The sequence below is a fragment of the Nostoc sp. DedQUE09 genome (genome assembly GCF_034530915.1).
GTDB lineage: Bacteria > Cyanobacteriota > Cyanobacteriia > Cyanobacteriales > Nostocaceae > Nostoc.
The window spans coordinates 1-17,919 of the sequence record NZ_JAVRCE010000062.1 but is presented as its reverse complement, the minus strand read 5'-3'; the positions used below and the strand labels follow the sequence as shown (position 1 = coordinate 17,919).

The following is a 17,919-nucleotide window of genomic DNA, read 5'->3' as shown; positions in this document are numbered from 1 at the left end:
TTATGTGTTTTTTTATTGATCTAACACTTTATGGTTAAAAGTGCCCCCCCCCTTTGCGATATGATTGGGGTCAACGATATCAATATAAGCATAAATACAGAGGGCAAGACACTGTGATTAGAGTTGCAATCAACGGTTTCGGGCGGATTGGACGTAACTTTGCGCGTTGCTGGGTGGGTAGAGAGAATAGTAAAATCGATCTTGTCGCTATTAATGACACTTCAGACCCTAGAACTAATGCTCACCTGCTGAAGTATGACTCAATGCTAGGGAAGATCAAGGGTGCTGAGATTAGTGCCGATGATAACTCTATCATCGTTAACGGTAAGACCATTAAGTGCGTGTCCGATCGCAACCCAGAAAACTTGCCCTGGAAAGATTGGGGAATTGACCTAATTATCGAAGCAACCGGGGTATTTACTAGCAAAGAAGGAGCGCTCAAGCACGTAAATGCTGGAGCCAAGAAAGTTCTGATTACCGCTCCTGGTAAAAACGAGGATGGTACTTTTGTGGTTGGTGTGAATCATCATGACTATGACCACAACAAACACAACATTATCAGTAACGCTAGCTGTACTACCAACTGCTTGGCACCAATCGCCAAGGTGTTGAACGATAAGTTCGGCATCATCAAAGGTACGATGACCACCACCCACAGCTATACAGGCGATCAGCGCTTGCTAGACGCTTCTCACCGGGATTTGCGACGGGCAAGGGCCGCAGCGATAAACATTGTACCCACTTCTACTGGTGCAGCAAAAGCAGTGGCGCTGGTTATCCCAGACCTGAAAGGCAAGCTAAATGGCGTTGCCTTGCGCGTACCAACCCCGAACGTCTCAATGGTAGATTTCGTAGTTCAGGTTGAGAAGCGTACTATTACTGAAGAAGTTAACCAAGCTCTCAAAGATGCTGCCGAAGGGCCACTTAAAGGGATTTTGGACTACAGCCAACTAGAACTGGTATCTTCCGATTATCAAGGTAGTGATGCTTCTTCAATTGTTGATTCCAGCTTGACTTTGGTTATGGGCAGTGACCTTGTAAAAGTTATGGCGTGGTATGACAACGAGTGGGGTTACAGCCAACGAGTTTTGGATTTGGCAGAGTTGGTAGCTGAGAAGTGGCAATAATTAATTTGTCATTGGTCATTAGTCATTAGTCATTGGTCATTGGTTTTTCACAAATGACAAAAGACAAAGGACAAATGATAAAAGATTATTGACTAAAATGTTGAAATCCCTGGCTAAGATTCAGAACTTGGTCAGGGAATTTTTTTTGCTCGTCGTGCAATATTACTGTCGATCCGGCTGTAATTCTGCCTGCGATCGCAGCACCTTCTCCAAGATGTTGCACTAAGGCTGATGCTAATTCTTGTGGTAAGCACAGTACTAATTCAAAGTCTTCGCCACCATATAGAGCATATCTTAGCGCTTGGTCTGGTGTCAGCCAATGGTTAAAAGTTTTTGCTAGGGGAATTTGTCTGTGTTCTAAAACAGCGCCAACGCCACTCGCGCGGCAAATTTGGATAATCGCATCTGCCAAACCATCGCTGCTATCCATACCAGCAATGGAGAGTTGGGAGTTAGGAGTTAAGATTTTCCAGAGGATTGGTAAGACATCTAATCGTGGTTGTGGACGTTGATGTGCGCGGATTAGAGCCGTGCGTTCTACATCTTTGAGGTTTTGTCCTAATTCGGGATGTAAGAGGAGTTCTAAGCCAGCGTGGGAGGCTCCATGAACGCCTGTAACGACGATCGCATCACCCACAACAGCAGCAGAACGGCGGATAATGTGACTAGGGTTAACTTGACCAAAAGCGGTGATTGCCAGAGTAGTAACAGGCGATCGCACCACATCACCCCCAACAATTGGGGTATTGTATTTTTGCAGGCATTCTGTCATTCCCTGGTACAAGCGTTCTACCCAACTCACCCTAAGTTCACCGGGTAATCCCAACCCAATAGTGATTCCCAATGGAGAAGCACCCATTGCTGCTAAATCTGATAAATTTGCAGCAGCAGCTCGCCAACCAGCATCTTCTGGAGAAGTGGTGAGGTTGCTAAAATGCACGCCATCAACCAGTACATCTGTAGTCACTACCAAAGATTTCTCTGGTGCAGTCTCAAGTACTGCTGCATCATCGCCGATAATTTCTGGAGGACAGAAACGCTGTAATCTTTCTAAAAGACCTTGTTCACCAATGTCTTTTACTTGTTGAGAAGATAACTCACTGTTCACAATCGGTTTTCCGTGTTGCAAAATTACGAAGAAAACTGATGATTTACTTTACTGTTTTAAGATAAGGGTATCGTCTAGGAGTCAGTTGGAATGGTAACAACACCAGTAACCAGCATCACATTTGAGGAGTACTTAACCTATGATGATGGCAACGGTTTCCATTATGAACTGGTGGATGGCAAGCTAGAGCTAATGAATCCACCTACTATTGAACATTTCCTGATTGCCAAATTTCTTGAGCAATCGCTAGATGCAGAAATCAAACGTTGTAACTCTACTTGGCTGTGTTTTCGGGAAAGTGGGGTGAGAACGGGTAGAAATAAATCTAGGTTGACTGATTTGTGTGTAGTGACACTGGAGCAAGCTAGAGAATTGTTGAATGCTTCAGCAGTATTTGAGTCACCACCGTTACTAATTGTCGAGGTGGTTAGTCCAGAGTCGGTGAAACGGGACTATCGTTATAAACGCTCAGAATATGCAGCCTTAGAGGTTCCTGAATATTGGATTGTAGACCCACTGGCAAAAAAACTTTCGGTGTTACTACTGGAAGATGGATTTTACGAAGAAACAGTTTTTACAGCAACTCAGCAAATTGTATCACGGACTTTTCCAGAATTAGCGATACCTTCGGCACACTTCGTGAACGCAGTTGATCGGATATTCACCGCCGGAAATCTGAATCAGGGGAGTTAGAAGTTAAGAGTTATGAGTTAGTAATTATTCTCCCTTGCTTTCCCTGCTCCCCTGCCCTCTCTTATGCAGCTTGCGGCTGAACCAGATTTTCTATTCCCTGAACTACAGTTGCCGATTCAATTTTGTCGCCAGCCTTCAGTTTATCCAAAACTTCTTTGCCTTCGGTGAGATAACCAAAAACGGCATAGCGACCATCTAATAGGTTGCGTCCGGCGGGGGTGAGTTCTGGTTCAAACAAAAAGAAGAAAAATTGTGATGAACCACCATTTACTTCACTTTCGGGACGGGCCATCACTACTGCACCAAAAGCAGAAAAAGGTAGAACTGGCATATCAACGTAACGACCAGCTTCTTCTAGAGTAATGCCATAAGTCGGTGCTTTATCTCCTTGAACTAATATTTCTAAGGGAATAGCGCGATATTTGCCCGTTGCTGGGTCAATGAAACCCACATCTTTCCCAGCAGGATCTCCAGTTTGGAGAAAGTAAGATTCTTCAGAACGGGTAAATTCTAAGCCATTATAAAAACCCCTCTGTACCAAATCTACAAAATTACCAGCAGTCACAGGAGCGCTGTAACCGTCTACGACAAGGGCCAAATCGCCTTTGTTGGTTTTAATTTCTACAGTGGCACGACCTTTAAGTTGCGGCAGATTATTGTACTGGGCAGGCACTTCAAAGGGGAATTGTTTCACCATTGACTCTTCTAGCTGAGTAACGAGATTTAGTAGTTTACCTCTCTCTTCCAGTATTTGTTCTTTATCTTTGCTGTTCGCCAATTCTTGCAATTTACCCACCCCAGATTTCAACTCGGTAATCCAAGCTTCGGCTTGGGGTTGGCGTTCTGCGGGAACGCTTGTTAAGATTTGGGAAGGTTTATCGAGAATGCGGGATGCTTGGCTAATGTCTTTGGAAATAGCACCCCAACGCCGATTCGCCCGCAGTTGGGCAGAGATGTCCTCTAAACTGCCTTGTAATTGCCGCACAGGTTTGTTATCTATCGGGAGTGCATACCGCAACAAAGCCTTTCCGTCGGTAATTGCATTGCCGGCTGGCAGTGCGGCGCTACTGGAGGGAGTCCACCCAGCTGTAGTTATGCCTAAAAATATTGTTATCAGCAGTATTGCCATTAGGCTGTTCTTCAGCCAGGATTTTAATAAGTTAAGCATGGGATAACTCAAATGCAGCATTAAATTGTTGACTGGACGTAACCCATCAATAATCTTCCCACGTTAAGGGCGGAGGATAAATGACAAATGACAACTAACTAATGACAAATGCCCAATGACGACCCTAGAAGGGTACAATAAATGCCGATTGTCTTCCAAAATTTGAAAGTTTCATGATCTCCAGTAACGACTTTCGACCCGGTGTTTCAATTGTATTAGATGGGTCTGTATGGCGAGTGCTTGAATTCCTACACGTCAAGCCAGGTAAAGGTTCTGCCTTTGTACGAACTAAGCTAAAAAATGTCCAGAGTGGGAGCGTTATGGAAAAAACGTTCCGTGCAGGGGAAACAGTGCCGCAAGCCACTCTAGAAAAAAGCACGATGCAACATACCTATAAAGAAGGCGATGAGTTTGTCTTTATGGATATGGAAACCTACGAAGAAGGCAGATTAACTCGCGAACAAATTGGCGATCGCGTCAAGTACCTGAAGGAAGGTATGGAAGCTGAAGTTATTAAGTGGGGCGACCAGGTGCTAGGAGTAGAATTGCCTAAGTCTGTGGTTCTGGAAATTGTCCAAACAGATCCAGGTTTAAAAGGTGACACTGCCACAGGTGGCTCAAAACCAGCAACTCTAGAAACTGGTGCAGTTGTGATGGTTCCTTTGTTTATTTCTCAAGGAGAACGCATCAAAGTTGATACCCAAGAAGATAAATATATCAGCAGGGAATAACTTTCATCTCTATGGAGATGCAAGTCCCGATTTAAATCCCTACATAGGGATTAATTCCCTGCCACACTTAAAATGCTAATTTACGGATAGGTCGAGGTAATAAAAACTGTGCCATTGGACTTTAATGAAATCCGCCAATTACTGGCAACTATCGCACAAACAGATATTGCAGAAGTCATACTCAAAAGCGATGATTTTGAGCTAACAGTCCGTAAGGCTGTGAGCATTAGCAATCAAATGTTGTCGGTAGGTCAAGGGACTTTAGGCGGTGTGGTAGGTTCAGGCTTGACATCAAGTTCATCTGGAGTAAACCAGATGAGCGGAAGTCAGGTAACGGAGGTGTCCACATCTCGTGTATTTGAGAATACTGGAACTAGCACACAAATGCAGTTATCAGTAAATCCTCCCTCAACCATTGACCAGAGATTAGTAGAAGTGCCTTCCCCAATGGTAGGAACGTTTTATCGCGCTCCTGCGCCTGGGGAAGCGGCATTTGTGGAAGTGGGCGATCGCGTCCGCAAGGGTCAAACAGTCTGTATCATTGAAGCCATGAAGCTGATGAATGAAATCGAAGCCGAAGTCTCTGGACAGGTGATGGAAATTCTCCTCCAAAATGGCGACGCTGTAGAATATGGTCAACCTTTGATGCGAATTAACCCTGATTAAGTATTAATGTATATATGATGTGAGTCATTGTTAAAACTTTCAGTCCTTGCGGGTCAACCCTGATGAAACAAACGTTGCCTTTACCACCTGAAGTGGTGCAACAAGTAGCTGAATACTTCAGCCTATTAAGTGAGCCAATGCGCCTACGGCTGCTACACTTATTACGGGATGAAGAAAAATGCGTGCAAGAGTTGGTAGAGGCAACACAGACTTCTCAGGCAAATGTGTCAAAACACCTGAAGGTAATGTGGCAAGCAGGTATCCTTAGCCGCCGCAGTGAAGGAACTTGCGCCTATTACCGGGTGGAAGATCAAATGATTTTTGAGTTGTGTAATCGGGTTTGCGATCGCCTCGCCACAAGGTTGGAGCAGCAAGCCCGTAATTTTCGTGTGTTAAATAGCAAACGTTAGGTCTTTTGTCAGTTGTCATTTGTCATTTGTGAAAAACCAATGACTAATGACTAATGACTAAAGTGGATAATTTTTCTGAAACTGTTCACGAGTTAGCGGTTGTTGTAACTCTACACCCTCACCGCCTAAAACATCCAACGGTTTGCCATTCACGTCAATGTATACTTTGGCTTTGGGATTTAAAGTTGTGGCAGTGTAAACAACTTGTCCCACGCGACCCATCATTGAAGTGCTACCACCACCGCTGGTAAAATCTTCAGATAAATTAACGTGAACTTCATCATTTTCCGCCTTCAGCCCCAACAGTTTGGTTCCTTTGGGGATGGTTGTAGAATCTGTGCCTTCTGTTGGGCCTGCTAACAAACTCTGGAAAGCTGCTTCTAAAGGCTGGTTGGGTCGAATAGAAGCGACTCTAACAGGCTGGGGAACCAAAGTAACATTTTTGTTGTTTGATCTTAGCCAATAAACGTTGGGGGTTTGCTCATTAGCTGGCTGCCTAGTTGATGGCTGTGCTGGCTGTTCAATGCGGCCAGAAGGGTTTGATGGTGTGGGAGTATTGCCGGATTGTGTGGTAAACCAAGCTACACCGCCACCCACCGCTACAACTGCTGCTGACACCGCTGCAATTACGCCTGAAGAAATACGATTAGATCCTTGTTGGTCTTTCATGTTCAAAACCTTCCTAACTGAGGGCTGATATGGTAGTTATGTGAGGAGCAGCCTGGTTAACGACGATACTTGTAACTGAAGAGTTTCTCACAATCTGGAAGAGACTTTAATGCCTTTTAATTTTGCAAGCCCCTCATTCAATTTTAGAATTTTTACTTCTAATCCGTCACCTACCAAATTATGTAAATTTTGGGGAGTGGAGAATTTAATTTTTTACAGAATCTGGAAAATCTCTCTCTAAATCTCTCTCCTAGAAGGAGAGAGACTTTGAATTTTCCACCTTACCATTTTGGGAAGGGCGTTAGGTTTTTCGTGGAACTTTCTAGATGAGGTGAAAAGTTAGGTTGGATGAAAAATTTTCTACTCCCTACTTCCCTCTCCCCTCTATTGCTTCCGTAATCCACTGTTTGAGTGTTGTTGTTACTTCATCAATGGCAATTTCTTGAGAGTTACGCGTGGCTCTTTCTACAACTTCAACTTTGCCATTAGAGATCGCACGTCCGGTTACAATCCTATAAGGTATGCCAATCAAGTCAGCATCTTTAAATTTTACTCCAGCCCTTTCATCGCGGTCATCGAGTAGGGTTTCAATTCCCGCTTGATTGAGTTCTGTGTAAAGTTTTTGGGCGATTTCGATTTGTTGAGCATCTTTAATGTTTGGAATTGTGACGATCGCGTGATAAGGTGCGATCGCAACTGGCCAAATAATCCCATCTTTATCGTAAGATTGCTCTACGGCAGCTTGTGCTAGTCGTGATACGCCTACACCAAAACAACCCATAACTAGCGGCTTTTCTTCACCCTGTTCATTGGTATAAGTTGCACCCATCGCTTGAGAATATTTAGTGCCTAATTGGAATATATGACCGGCTTCAATTCCACGGGCGCTTTGTAAGGTTTGTTCTGAGTTATGGATGGCGCGATCGCCTGGTCTTGACTTACGAATATCTACTATTCGCTCTGGTAACTTAAATTGCTCACTCCAATTAGCACCAACTACGTGATAGCCAGCTTCATTTGCGCCTGTAACAAAGTTTTTTAAATCAACTGCTGTTTGATCCACCAAGCGCAAAAACTTGGGATGGATCTGTTTATTAGCAGTAATATACTCATCTGCGATATCTGGCGCAATGTAGCCTAAAGGCAGAGATTTAGTTGTCCATGCTTGCTGGGCTTCTACATTTGGTACATTCAAACTAATAATAGTTTTAGCGCCATATTCAGAAGCTAATTTGGTCAGTTCATTTTGCAATTTGACTTCATTAACTTCCTGATCGCCTCGAATGCTTACCAGAACTAACACTGTTGCGCCATTATCATAAACTGTCTGATAAAGGACATTTTTCACCAATTGAGTAGGAGAACAGTTGAGGAGTTGACACACCTTTTCAATCGTCTCTGTTCCAGGTGTATCGCGTTTCTCATAGGTTGTAAACCGTGAGGTTTCGGCGTCAATTGGTAAAGAAACAGCCTTTTCTACGTTAGCGGCGTATTTACCATCCTCAGTGTAGAGAACTTCGTCTTCACCGGCTTCTGCCAAAATCATAAATTCTGTGGAACCAGAACCACCAATTGCACCAGAATCAGCTTCCACTGCTCGAAAAGCTAAACCAGAACGCCGCAGGATATTGCTGTAGGCTTTATACATATCCTGGTAAGTTTCTTTAAGGCTAGCTTCATCGGTATGGAAGGAATAGGCGTCCTTCATGATAAACTCCCGTCCGCGCATTAAACCAAAGCGGGGACGAATTTCATCGCGGAATTTGGTTTGAATTTGGTAGAGATTTAGTGGTAGCTGGCGATAAGAGCGAATCATATCACGAGCGATCGCTGTGATTACTTCTTCATGAGTTGGGCCTAATCCTAATTGTTGCTCGCGGCGGTCAATTAAGGAAAACATGATCCCCTCAGCTTTCGTGTAAGTGTCCCAGCGTCCCGATTCTTTCCATAAATCAGATGGTTGTAATTGTGGTAGGAGACATTCTTGTGCGCCTGTAGCGTTCATTTCTTCCCGCACAATCTGAGAAACTTTTTGCAATACCCGCCACATTAAAGGCAAATAAGCATAAAGACCACTACCGATGCGACGAATGTAGCCTGCACGGAGTAATAATTTATGGCTAGGAATCTCAGCATCAGCTGGATCGTCCCGGAGTGTAACGAATAACATTTGTGAGAGTCGCATCGTTTATAGCCTTTCTTTGATCGCTAATTTCTATGTCAACTAAAGTATGAAGTATTAAGGATGAAGTACAAAGTACACAGCGTTATTTATTTTTCATTTTTACTTATAGCCTTCCGCCTTTTTCGATCGCAATTTTAGGAGAAAACTACCTTGGCAGATGTAATTTATCAAGCACAGCCACCCTTAGAATTTATTCCTCCAGCGTTTAACCCCTTATTTCTACGAGTTGTCCATCTGTTGCTACCCAGTTGGATAAACTGGCAAACACCTATTACCCAAATTGAAGCAGACAACGTAGAGGTGCTGGTGGATCTTTATCGCCAGTTTCAGGAGGGTAAGATCCGTTTTATGCTGGCATTTCGCCATCCTAAAACAGACGATCCGTTTTGTTTGACCTACTTGCTGTCTCAACTCGTGCCAAAGGTAGCACGATCACAAGGTACAGCGCTACAACTTCCCATTCACGCTCATTTTATCTACGATCGCGGCATTCCTTTATGGGCAGGTTCCCACGTTGGCTGGATTGCTTCTCATTTAGGTGGTACTCCGATTCAGCGAGGTAAAGCTGACTGGACGGGGTTACGTTCGGCGCGTGACTTGTTTGCCAATGGGAAATTTCCGATGGCTGCTGCGCCAGAGGGTGCAACCAATGGTTTATCAGAGAATATTAGCCCCCTAGAACCTGGTATTGCCCAATTAGGCTTTTGGTGTGCTGAAGATTTGCACAAAGCTGGACGCGACCAACAGGTTCTAATTGTACCAGTTGGGATTAAATATAGTTATGTTGATGCTCCTTGGGGTGCGATCGCTAATCTTTTAAGCGAAATCGAAGGGGCTAGTGGTTTACCTGTGAATGAAGCAGAAAAAGCTTCTATAGAGTCGCTTTATCCCCGGTTGTTAACTTTGGCAGAACATTTACTTTCGTTGATGGAAAAATTTTACACGCGCTTTTATCATCTAAAGCTGCCAGATATGAAAACAGTAGTAGGAGAAATTGAAGATAGAAATGAAGCACTAGCAGTTCGTTTGCAAGCTTTGTTAAATGCGGCGCTACTAATATCAGAACAGTATTTTGATTTGCAGTCAAAAGGTACTTTGAGTGACCGATGTCGGCGGGTAGAACAAGCTGGGTGGAATTATATATTTAGAGAAGATTTTAAGGATGTAAAAGGAATATCTGCTGTAGAGAAAGCTTTAGGCGATCGCGTTGCTGAAGAAGCAAATGCGCGGATGTGGCACATGCGTTTAGTAGAAAGTTTCGTGGCTGTTTCTGGTAATTATATTCGTGAAAATCCCACAGTAGAAAGGTTTGCTGAGACAACTTTAATTTTATGGCAAATGATTGCTAAAATCAAAGGCGATAAAAGTGCACAGCGTCCACAATTGGGTAAGCAAAAAGTTAAAATTACTGTGGGTGAACCTATATCTATTTCTGAGCGTTACCCAGCGTATAAGGAAAATCGTTTGGGTGCTAAACAAGCTGTTGCTGATGTGACCAATGATTTGCAACACGCTTTGGAAGGATTGATTTGAAAAATATGAAACTTATATGCTCATTGTTTTATATTATTTAGTAGGTGCTTTAGAATCTTTGAATATGCAAGATTCCTACTAAAAGGTTGTAAAACTTAATTGACTAGCATTGGTTCCTATCAGGTAAAAGTCCGAATTCAATCGACGGCTGAAGAAATAGCTTTTCTTTCGCCAGCTAGAGAAAACGATATGCCAAACGATTGGTTCTGTAGCTGGTTAAACTTCTGGAAAAATACTAGTTTTGAGTGCCAAAACATAGTCAAACTCGTTTATAAGGGCAAAGTTTGGGGATTAGTGCAATATGGTCTTTATCCCTATCCTGGATATCCCCGTTTTCTAGAAATAGAACATATAGAAGCCTATCCTACAAGTCGAGGAGATGTAGCTGAACGATTAATTGAACCAATCGGCAAATGGTTAATCTGGTATGCAACCAAGGTAGGTCTGGAATTTTGTCAAACACAAGCAGACGAGCCGCTAGTTATTCTGGAAGCTCTAGATACAGCTGTGTCATACTATAGAGATAAAGTGCAGATGGAATATCTTGGCTTCGCACGTAGCACTCCTAGAGAAGAGTTATATGGCTTCAGATTTTCACGAACAGCAGCAGCAAAATTCTGTCAGCTACACGAAAGTCAATGGGGAGAAGCAAAGCTATATGAGCAGTGATGAAATAAGAGTAGGCTCAAGTGAGATGATGACTCACGCCCAACGGCAAGCTTTTCTAAAAACATCTCCTTTGGGAAAATTATTTGGTGTTGCACATTTACTCCCTGAAGTCGAAGAAACGACAAACATAGAGTTTGCTCAGGTAACTAATGCAAAAGTAGAGATTATATTATCGGTTCGTGAACAAATATTTTTACAAAATGTTTTGAGAATTTCTCACTCTTCTTTCTGGAAACTTTACTGTGCCTTGGTTTAGTTTATCAAAGGGGATTTAGTTTAATCGACCTTGGTACGTCAACCTGAAAATACCTTGGATAAATTCATAACTAAATCAGGGAAACATGGCAGATTAACTGATTCATTTGGCATATAAATTAACTTGCGCGATCGCCTACTAGTTTATATAATTCTCGTTCTAGGCGTGTTTCACAAACAGAGTGCGGTGTACCTTTTGCTGCCATCTGGATTATTTCACCCTTAATTAGCTCAACTCGGTCATTTTCCTCAAAGAAGCCGAGTTCAGCTAGACGGTGATATTCAGCTATAGTAAAGCGTTTAGCAATGGTAAAGCTCATAACAACTACGAGAATGCAGAGTTATTTTTATCTTAATATAGCTGTAGCTGATTAAAGTGATGCGATGAAAGATGGTGAGGTGTCTAGGTCTTCTTCTTTATCAGCTTCTGTAGTTTCTTCTATACTTACACCATTCCGAAGAAAGTTGAAATATTGTTTTTGAACCATTTTTAATTCCTCTATTGACTCTTGGAAAAATAATTTAATAGCAGACAACTGATCTTTTTCAGATAAAAATTCTTGTAGGCTTTTTTGATAAAAAATAGTTGACCATGCTGGCAAAATTGTTAAATTAATAGGAGTCCATATATTGTGTTTATCGTTAATTACTTTCTGCATGGACTCAATAATTTTTGGACGTTCTACAAAATTAGGAGAAACCTGTAAAAATATACCTACATACGGATAATCTGTTAAATTGCTTGGATTTAGGTCGAAGTATCCAAGACCACACCAAAAAGCCCATTTTTTGATAGAAAGGCTAGTGCCTATTATATATCTATTTTTAGATTTCCACTGGTATAAGCTATCCAGTTCAGCTTTATTGACACCTTCAAAAGCTTGCTTAAATTCTTTTTTAACTTCGTCATTAAGTGTAGCTTCTATAAAATTGAGTGTTTTGTTAAAATTTACCATTGTCAATATGTCAATAGATGAAAGTTGATTATTGTGAGCCATTCTGTTATTCCTCATAAAAATTAAGATTTCTTGGGCTAAGATATCAAATGCGCGTTTTTCCAGGAAACTATAAAACTGATACCACCTCAGTTGGAAGAAATTAATCTTGGGTGATAACTCAAGGCAATACTCTTTAATTGCTGCTTTTGGATCACAATCATATTGTTTGATTTCTTCTTTTGGGTCATAATCACGGGTGATGTAAATTAAAATTCGATGTCTGACATTTGGTAAATTACTCAAAATATCAGCATATTTTTTTAAAGCATTATTTCCATCCTTTGCACCAATTTTTGATTCAATAAATATTACATCTGTATTTAAACCAGTTGAAAGTTCAACTACAATATCAAGTCTACTATCCTCAGTATGGCTCGCCAGAGCTTGATGTTCTTGTTGAGTTGAAATCTTGACGCTGGAATAATTATCATCACTAATGATTGAGTGATGTTTTAGCCAATCAATTAAAATATCTTTATTCAAGGATAAAAAATAAGCAACAATCTCAGTAAAAAAATCTTCACGCGGTTTGTTTCCTGAATGCAGATTGAGTAAATTCGTGAACAAAGACATTTATTTTTTAAGTATTTAAGGTAATTCCAAAAAAGTTACACACAATAATTAAGCTTGTAGTACTGATGGAACAAGACTACTGGAAATTTTTATAAATTCTGTTTATATTCGGTATTAGTAGCAGTGCAGCAGTTATAACTTAGCCGATCGCAGTTTGACAAGGGTGCTATACTATACCAACAAAAAATAGGGATAAATTTTTACCCCTACAAAGTTATGTATTATTTTAAGAATAGCTAGAGATGATTATTACTCTGTTAAGTGACTTTCTAGCAAAGTTGCGATCGCTTCAGGATGAATATTCTTGTATTTCTTTTTACCAAGCTGCAAAACACAGTTGGGAGCGCTGCCACAGCATTTTTGGCAACTTGTATGTTCAATGGTAACTTTGTCTAATAAACCGCGATCGCACAAAGTTTTTTCTAATTCTGATAATAACCCTTTACCGCCACGTTTCAGGCAACCACCCTTTTGACATACCATAATCCTCGCTTTGGTTTGAGGTGGTAAATCTTGTTTTGGACAAGTATTGATTGGTGTCACCTTATAGGCTTTAATTTTAATTTTACTTGTGCGCGAGTCTATTTTACTATGACCACAAATGCGAATTTGCTGACCAGGAACTAAGGATGAACTTAGTAAACGGCGTAACTCTTTAGGCAGTTTAACATCTACATTTCCAGATGGAACTGCCAATTGCAAGTATTTATATTTTCCTGGTTCACCACCAACAAAACCTAGTAACTGTCCCTCAAGATTCAATTCTGATAACGTCAAATACTTGTTACCCATGATTGATAAAAAGTTAGGAGTGGGGAGTTAAAGCGAAGAGTTAGGAGTGAGGAGTTAGGAGTGAGGAGTTAAAAATGAGGAGCTAAGAGTTAATAATTCATAACTCTTAACTCATAATTCTTAACTTCCAACTCATAACTCTTAACTCCTAACTATTTTTAAGCGAGGCGTTTAGCTTCTACTGTTTGAGGTAAATTTGCTGTGTCTGGCAATTCACGAAATTCTAATTCCCAACCATTTGCTAGGGTGAGAATCTTGCCATCATTTCCATCGGTTTGTTTGACGACTTCTTCTTCCAGGTCTTTTTTCGCAACGTAAACTACTAAAGTGCCGGCATCATTCATCCGTAGCATTACTTTCATGAGATTCCTCAACCGATTCTAGTTCTTTTTTCTTGCAGCCGACGATAAACCCTGTTTCTAAGAAATGCACAGCATATATATAGGAAGTCTGCAAATATGTGCCTATACTCGCTATGTAACCGATATCTCCTTTGTTGACTAAAACTTGGCCGACTTCCTTACCGGGAAAGGTACCATCGTTTTTTAGCAGTTTACGAACTCTGACTTTTTCACCAATTTCAAAAGCGGGTGGCAAGTTTAGTTCTAATTCATCACGTTGCATGAGAGTACCTCTGTTCTCTGACCAAATTCAATAATTCTTCTGTCGTCAAACTGCGTTTTTTCTGTACCGATTGATGGCGCACTGCATCTAAAACAGATTGGGTTTCTTGGGGGTTCAAGAAAATTCCATGCTGTTCTAGCAAGTTAGCAACTAAATGCCGTCCAGAATGTTTACCTACTACTAAACGCCGTTCCCAACCCACCTCTTCGGGTGCAAATGGTTCATAGGTAATGGGATTTTGCAATACCCCGTGAGCATGGATGCCAGATTCGTGAGCAAAGGTATTTTCGCCAACGATCGCTTTCCAGGGTGGTACGCTAGCACCTGATGCGGCTGCGACTAGTTGAGACAGTTCCAGCAAACTGGGTGTGTCAATGCCCAAATTAACGCCGTAGATGCGTTTAATCGCCATGACAACTTCTTCTAATGCTGCATTTCCCGCCCGTTCACCCAATCCGTTGACTGTGGTATTCACTGATGAAGCTCCGGCTTTGATACCCGCAAGAGCATTAGCAGTTGCTAGACCAAAATCATTATGCGTGTGGATTTCTAAGGGAATCGTCAACGCTGAAACCAGCCTTTGGACTTTGGTGTAGGTGGTGAAGGGGTCGAGTACTCCGACGGTATCGCAGAAGCGGAAGCGGGATGCACCCCATTCTTGGGCATAAAGTGCTACATCTAAGAGGAAGTTTTCATCAGCCCTGGAAGAATCTTCTCCGCCGACTGCTACCCAAAGACCTTGGTCAAGGGCGAAGTGGATTGAGTCTTTGAGTTTTTGCAAACTTACTCGCCACTGACCATGAAATTTAGTGGCAATTTGGATACCAGAGACGGGAATGGCAATATGCACCCGATTCAAACCACAGGCGATGGAAGCCTTGATATCTGAGATGACAGCGCGGTTCCAGCCTAAGAGTTTTGCTTGTAAACCCAAGTTAGAAATTGCGGCGATCGCACGGGTTTCTTCGTCACCCATTGCCGGTATACCCACTTCTAATTCCGGTATACCAATAGCATCGAGAAACTTCGCGATCGCTACTTTTTCTTGTAGAGTAAAGGCAACACCTGCTGCTTGTTCCCCATCACGTAATGTAGTGTCATTAATTATGATTTGATTCATTGCAAATATCCCTCTCTTGGAAGTATTCTTAATATCCTTTCCCTCTACAATCCCTCGTGATGGTAAATGCTAAAAATATCACAATTCATAATGTAGGATACATGATCCTTAATTATTGCCCCATTATTAGCATCACATCTGTATGACAGGGAACTAAAACAATGTATAAATTACTAATCGTTTTTACCGATGTCAGTTGAAATGTCTTCGAGTAGCAATGAACTAATATAACTATTAGCAAATCCCGAACAAAGTAATACACAGAAGCCAGCAATTAAGGATGTAATCATCTTCGTAACCTCATCTTTTCTAGTGCATTTTGGTGTAATTTAGGCAGGTAATGGTACTCAACACTAAGAGGTGCAAATTCGCTAACTTTGGTCTGCTAGCCAATCAAAAATTTTTCCTAGCTGCTCCAAGTCAACGAAACCATACTGCCAGAGGAGCATCGGTAACGGGCCATTTTCTAATTCACGGTGTCGCAGAGCTACAGCAATATCGGCATTTGAAAGTTCAAGTTCATTGTGCAAAAAATTGAGTAGTTTTATATCTCTGTTCCGAGTCGCCATAATTGAACTTTCAATGTCTTAATTTGGGAAAAGGTTAAAAATCAGAAATTCCAATTTATATTTGGGAATTTCGCCTTTTTAATTGTTGCTATATGTCAGGGAAGTTTCAGATTAAGTAGACCCAACGAAATCTAAACCCCATCTAATCCATCTCAGTCTGCAATAAATTCTGCTAGCGGACAGTAGCTTCAAACTCTAAACCTATTTGAGCTTTGTGCATCTATGAACAAAAAGGATGAAGTCCAGTACTTGCGTCATGAATTCAAGATTAATCGTGCCTAAATTAGGTCTTTTTGAAATAATCATGACTCATCACTGTAATGCCAGCAACGCTCTAGCCATTCTAATAATTCGTGACGAGAAGCGAGAAGTTGCATAACTGTACTACGAATTAGAATTACTTCGAGCAAATTGTTCACTTGCACTCGTAAAGAACCATCGGGGGGACAAGAGCAATTAATTTTTAACTCTTGCAAACGGTGATAGATTCGCCAGCGATCGCTCAAAGGAATCTGCAAAACGTGATTTGTCATTTGTCATTTGTCCTTTGTCAGTTGTCCTTTGTCCTTTGTCGGTTGTTCTTTGTCATTTGTCGCTTGTCCTTTGCTAATGACTAATGACCAATGACTAATGACTAATGACTCTTAACGCCTAAAGTTTGCAGTTGTTTTTCGAGTTCTTCAATGCGCGAGAGCAAAGAACGAATCACAGTTGCTTCCACATCGGGTAGCTTTCCATGTTCTAAAGGAGAAAGGCTGACGCTTTCGTTGCGAGAAATAATTCGGCCGGGGATTCCCACAACTGTGCGATCGCTGGGGACATTCTGCAAGACAACGGAACCTGCGCCAATACGGACGCGATCGCCAATTTGCAGATTACCTAAAACTTTCGCACCCGCCCCAATCACTGCATTTTTGCCGACTGTGGGATGACGCTTACCAGTTTCTTTACCAGTTCCGCCAAGGGTAACGCCCTGATAAATCAGTGTATAGTCGCCCACGATCGCAGTTTCGCCAATGACTACACCCATTCCGTGGTCGATAAACACGCCCTCGCCAATCTCTGCACCTGGGTGAATTTCAATTCCGGTCAAAAATCGCCCCAAATGAGAAATTAAACGGGGGATAAAACCGACTCCTCGACAATGTAACCAGTGAGCAAGACGATGCAAACATAGTGCGTGCAATCCAGGGTAGCAAAACACCACTTCTAGCCAATTACGTGCTGCGGGATCGCGCTCAAAAATAATGCGAAAGTCACTCAATAATGGCTCAAAAAAAACGCCAGAGAGTAAATTTTTCAGCATGGATATACGGGCAGAATCCTGCATTTTGGTACTTGGGGGATCGCTAATACTGTCTAAAGACTGTTGCATCGGTAATGTCTATCTGGTACAAGAGTCATCTGCTATTTTTATGCTTATATCAGGTGACTTTCAACTCGATAGAAAACCCAATGCTGATTGGATTTATTGGATTGATTGAGGTTGTACTCAAACGCCAAAACCCCGACTCTAGATAAACTTAAAATTTATCTTGGGGTAGGGGCACTAGTATTTAATGATGGGGGTACTAGTATTTTTGGGGTAGGGGTTAAGAATTTATGTTCATGCTACAAGAAACTTTACCCGTAAGCATTTGCTAAGATTTTATCAAGATATTTTGCAATATATTAAGCTGTACTCAGATGCACTCAAATATGAATTTGATAAGGCTATAAATCTATTTTTTGTATATCCTATTACTATTAGTATCTTATTAGTTGGATAGGCGAAAAACAGGTTTCTTTATTTTCTTTTAGGATTTGCTGTCTGTATGCACATATACGTTTCAAAATATAGTTATCGCTCATCGCAACTGTTTTCTTATTATATAGATGTGTGGGAATAGCGATCGCAAAATCTTAGAACAGCAGAATAGGTAAATATTCTCATAGCGCCCCTACTCAAGCAACCTGTAAAGGTGGATTCATCCGGTTCAAATACTCGTCAACGGAGATAAAAGGTGGATTCATCCAGTTCAAATACTCG

The 17,919-nt window shown here is 41.6% G+C and carries 20 protein-coding genes and 1 pseudogene; 8 read left to right on the top strand and 13 right to left on the bottom strand.

The window, feature by feature from the left end; all coding sequences use genetic code 11:
- Nucleotides 1-113: 113 nt before the first annotated feature.
- Nucleotides 114-1,127, top strand: a complete 1,014-nt coding sequence (locus RMY27_RS28210; protein ID WP_322668154.1) for a type I glyceraldehyde-3-phosphate dehydrogenase — start codon at nt 114-116, stop codon at nt 1,125-1,127.
- A gap of 85 nt (nt 1,128-1,212) precedes the next feature.
- Here the strand turns inward: RMY27_RS28210 and thiL are convergent, their stop codons facing one another.
- Entirely contained in the window at nt 1,213-2,235 is a 1,023-nt protein-coding gene (gene thiL / locus RMY27_RS28205; RefSeq protein ID WP_322668153.1) for a thiamine-phosphate kinase, read from the bottom strand.
- 90 nt (nt 2,236-2,325) lie between these two features.
- Here thiL and RMY27_RS28200 point away from each other — a divergent pair, with 90 nt between their 5' ends.
- On the top strand, nt 2,326-2,928 hold the full coding sequence (locus RMY27_RS28200) for a Uma2 family endonuclease (RefSeq protein ID WP_322668152.1): 603 nt from the start codon (nt 2,326-2,328) through the stop codon (nt 2,926-2,928).
- A gap of 61 nt (nt 2,929-2,989) precedes the next feature.
- Here RMY27_RS28200 and RMY27_RS28195 read toward each other — a convergent pair whose 3' ends face one another.
- A complete protein-coding gene (locus RMY27_RS28195; protein ID WP_322668151.1) occupies nt 2,990-4,096 on the bottom strand; it encodes a peptidylprolyl isomerase in 1,107 nt (368 codons plus the stop codon).
- A 173-nt stretch (nt 4,097-4,269) separates the two neighbouring features.
- Between RMY27_RS28195 and efp the strand changes: the two genes are divergently transcribed.
- From efp to RMY27_RS28180, 3 genes are all read left to right on the top strand, one after another.
- The gene (gene efp, locus RMY27_RS28190) at nt 4,270-4,827 is read left to right on the top strand and encodes an elongation factor P (RefSeq protein WP_109012189.1); all 558 of its coding nucleotides are present in this window, start codon (nt 4,270-4,272) and stop codon (nt 4,825-4,827) included.
- A 108-nt stretch (nt 4,828-4,935) separates the two neighbouring features.
- Nucleotides 4,936-5,493: an acetyl-CoA carboxylase biotin carboxyl carrier protein gene (accB, locus tag RMY27_RS28185; RefSeq protein WP_322668150.1), complete on the top strand. Its 558-nt coding sequence runs from the start codon at nt 4,936-4,938 to the stop codon at nt 5,491-5,493.
- Between the two features lie 62 nt (nt 5,494-5,555).
- On the top strand, nt 5,556-5,903 hold the full coding sequence (locus tag RMY27_RS28180) for an ArsR/SmtB family transcription factor (RefSeq protein ID WP_094349905.1): 348 nt from the start codon (nt 5,556-5,558) through the stop codon (nt 5,901-5,903).
- A gap of 57 nt (nt 5,904-5,960) precedes the next feature.
- On the opposite strand, the gene RMY27_RS28175 is transcribed toward RMY27_RS28180, so the two are convergent.
- A complete protein-coding gene (locus RMY27_RS28175) occupies nt 5,961-6,572 on the bottom strand; it encodes a GerMN domain-containing protein (RefSeq protein ID WP_322668149.1) in 612 nt (203 codons plus the stop codon).
- A gap of 367 nt (nt 6,573-6,939) precedes the next feature.
- Nucleotides 6,940-8,757 (bottom strand): proline--tRNA ligase, encoded by a 1,818-nt coding sequence (locus RMY27_RS28170; protein WP_322668148.1) that lies wholly within the window; start codon nt 8,755-8,757, stop codon nt 6,940-6,942.
- Between the two features lie 150 nt (nt 8,758-8,907).
- On the opposite strand from RMY27_RS28170, the gene RMY27_RS28165 reads away from it, so the two are divergent.
- The 3 genes from RMY27_RS28165 (at nt 8,908) to RMY27_RS28155 (ending at nt 11,215) form a co-directional block, all read left to right on the top strand.
- The gene (locus RMY27_RS28165) at nt 8,908-10,290 is read left to right on the top strand and encodes a 1-acyl-sn-glycerol-3-phosphate acyltransferase (protein ID WP_322668147.1); all 1,383 of its coding nucleotides are present in this window, start codon (nt 8,908-8,910) and stop codon (nt 10,288-10,290) included.
- A 99-nt stretch (nt 10,291-10,389) separates the two neighbouring features.
- Nucleotides 10,390-10,959: a hypothetical protein gene (locus RMY27_RS28160; RefSeq protein WP_322668146.1), complete on the top strand. Its 570-nt coding sequence runs from the start codon at nt 10,390-10,392 to the stop codon at nt 10,957-10,959.
- On the top strand, nt 10,949-11,215 hold the full coding sequence (locus tag RMY27_RS28155; RefSeq protein WP_322668145.1) for a protochlorophyllide oxidoreductase: 267 nt from the start codon (nt 10,949-10,951) through the stop codon (nt 11,213-11,215). Before RMY27_RS28160 ends, RMY27_RS28155 begins: the two co-directional genes overlap by 11 nt.
- 121 nt (nt 11,216-11,336) lie before the next feature.
- Here the strand turns inward: RMY27_RS28155 and RMY27_RS28150 are convergent.
- The 9 genes and pseudogenes from RMY27_RS28150 to cysE form a co-directional block, all read right to left on the bottom strand.
- Nucleotides 11,337-11,534, bottom strand: a pseudogene (locus RMY27_RS28150) (Uma2 family endonuclease); the annotation flags it as partial.
- A 51-nt stretch (nt 11,535-11,585) separates the two neighbouring features.
- Nucleotides 11,586-12,785: a PD-(D/E)XK nuclease family protein gene (locus tag RMY27_RS28145; RefSeq protein WP_322668144.1), complete on the bottom strand. Its 1,200-nt coding sequence runs from the start codon at nt 12,783-12,785 to the stop codon at nt 11,586-11,588.
- Nucleotides 12,786-13,034: 249 nt separating this feature from the next.
- Nucleotides 13,035-13,577 (bottom strand): (2Fe-2S) ferredoxin domain-containing protein, encoded by a 543-nt coding sequence (locus tag RMY27_RS28140; protein ID WP_322668143.1) that lies wholly within the window; start codon nt 13,575-13,577, stop codon nt 13,035-13,037.
- A 158-nt stretch (nt 13,578-13,735) separates the two neighbouring features.
- Nucleotides 13,736-13,939, bottom strand: a complete 204-nt coding sequence (gene nifT / locus RMY27_RS28135; RefSeq protein ID WP_069070440.1) for a putative nitrogen fixation protein NifT — start codon at nt 13,937-13,939, stop codon at nt 13,736-13,738.
- Complete coding sequence (locus tag RMY27_RS28130; RefSeq protein ID WP_322655417.1) at nt 13,914-14,201, bottom strand: nitrogen fixation protein NifZ; 288 nt, start codon at nt 14,199-14,201, stop codon at nt 13,914-13,916. Before RMY27_RS28130 ends, nifT begins: the two co-directional genes overlap by 26 nt.
- On the bottom strand, nt 14,191-15,321 hold the full coding sequence (gene nifV / locus RMY27_RS28125; protein WP_322668142.1) for a homocitrate synthase: 1,131 nt from the start codon (nt 15,319-15,321) through the stop codon (nt 14,191-14,193). The genes RMY27_RS28130 and nifV overlap by 11 nt, the downstream gene beginning before the upstream one ends.
- A gap of 371 nt (nt 15,322-15,692) precedes the next feature.
- The gene (locus RMY27_RS28120; RefSeq protein ID WP_094349915.1) at nt 15,693-15,890 is read right to left on the bottom strand and encodes a DUF2949 domain-containing protein; all 198 of its coding nucleotides are present in this window, start codon (nt 15,888-15,890) and stop codon (nt 15,693-15,695) included.
- Between the two features lie 302 nt (nt 15,891-16,192).
- Nucleotides 16,193-16,423: an Asr1405/Asl0597 family protein gene (locus RMY27_RS28115; protein ID WP_292816153.1), complete on the bottom strand. Its 231-nt coding sequence runs from the start codon at nt 16,421-16,423 to the stop codon at nt 16,193-16,195.
- 101 nt (nt 16,424-16,524) lie between these two features.
- Nucleotides 16,525-17,265: a serine O-acetyltransferase gene (gene cysE, locus RMY27_RS28110; RefSeq protein ID WP_322668141.1), complete on the bottom strand. Its 741-nt coding sequence runs from the start codon at nt 17,263-17,265 to the stop codon at nt 16,525-16,527.
- Nucleotides 17,266-17,919 lie beyond the last annotated feature (654 nt).

Bases quoted from the DNA above. Each gene is read 5' to 3' on its own strand.
- RMY27_RS28200 (WP_322668152.1), top strand. From the start codon at position 2,326: ATGGTAACAACACCAGTAACCAGCATCACATTTGAGGAGTACTTAACC.
- RMY27_RS28195 (WP_322668151.1), bottom strand. From the start codon at position 4,096: ATGCTTAACTTATTAAAATCCTGGCTGAAGAACAGCCTAATGGCAATA.
- efp (WP_109012189.1), top strand. From the start codon at position 4,270: ATGATCTCCAGTAACGACTTTCGACCCGGTGTTTCAATTGTATTAGAT.
- RMY27_RS28180 (WP_094349905.1), top strand. From the start codon at position 5,556: ATGAAACAAACGTTGCCTTTACCACCTGAAGTGGTGCAACAAGTAGCT.
- RMY27_RS28175 (WP_322668149.1), bottom strand. From the start codon at position 6,572: ATGAAAGACCAACAAGGATCTAATCGTATTTCTTCAGGCGTAATTGCA.
- RMY27_RS28170 (WP_322668148.1), bottom strand. From the start codon at position 8,757: ATGCGACTCTCACAAATGTTATTCGTTACACTCCGGGACGATCCAGCT.
- RMY27_RS28155 (WP_322668145.1), top strand. From the start codon at position 10,949: ATGAGCAGTGATGAAATAAGAGTAGGCTCAAGTGAGATGATGACTCAC.
- RMY27_RS28145 (WP_322668144.1), bottom strand. From the start codon at position 12,785: ATGTCTTTGTTCACGAATTTACTCAATCTGCATTCAGGAAACAAACCG.
- RMY27_RS28140 (WP_322668143.1), bottom strand. From the start codon at position 13,577: ATGGGTAACAAGTATTTGACGTTATCAGAATTGAATCTTGAGGGACAG.
- nifT (WP_069070440.1), bottom strand. From the start codon at position 13,939: ATGAAAGTAATGCTACGGATGAATGATGCCGGCACTTTAGTAGTTTAC.
- RMY27_RS28130 (WP_322655417.1), bottom strand. From the start codon at position 14,201: ATGCAACGTGATGAATTAGAACTAAACTTGCCACCCGCTTTTGAAATT.
- nifV (WP_322668142.1), bottom strand. From the start codon at position 15,321: ATGAATCAAATCATAATTAATGACACTACATTACGTGATGGGGAACAA.
- RMY27_RS28120 (WP_094349915.1), bottom strand. From the start codon at position 15,890: ATGGCGACTCGGAACAGAGATATAAAACTACTCAATTTTTTGCACAAT.
- RMY27_RS28115 (WP_292816153.1), bottom strand. From the start codon at position 16,423: ATGACAAATCACGTTTTGCAGATTCCTTTGAGCGATCGCTGGCGAATC.
- cysE (WP_322668141.1), bottom strand. From the start codon at position 17,265: ATGCAACAGTCTTTAGACAGTATTAGCGATCCCCCAAGTACCAAAATG.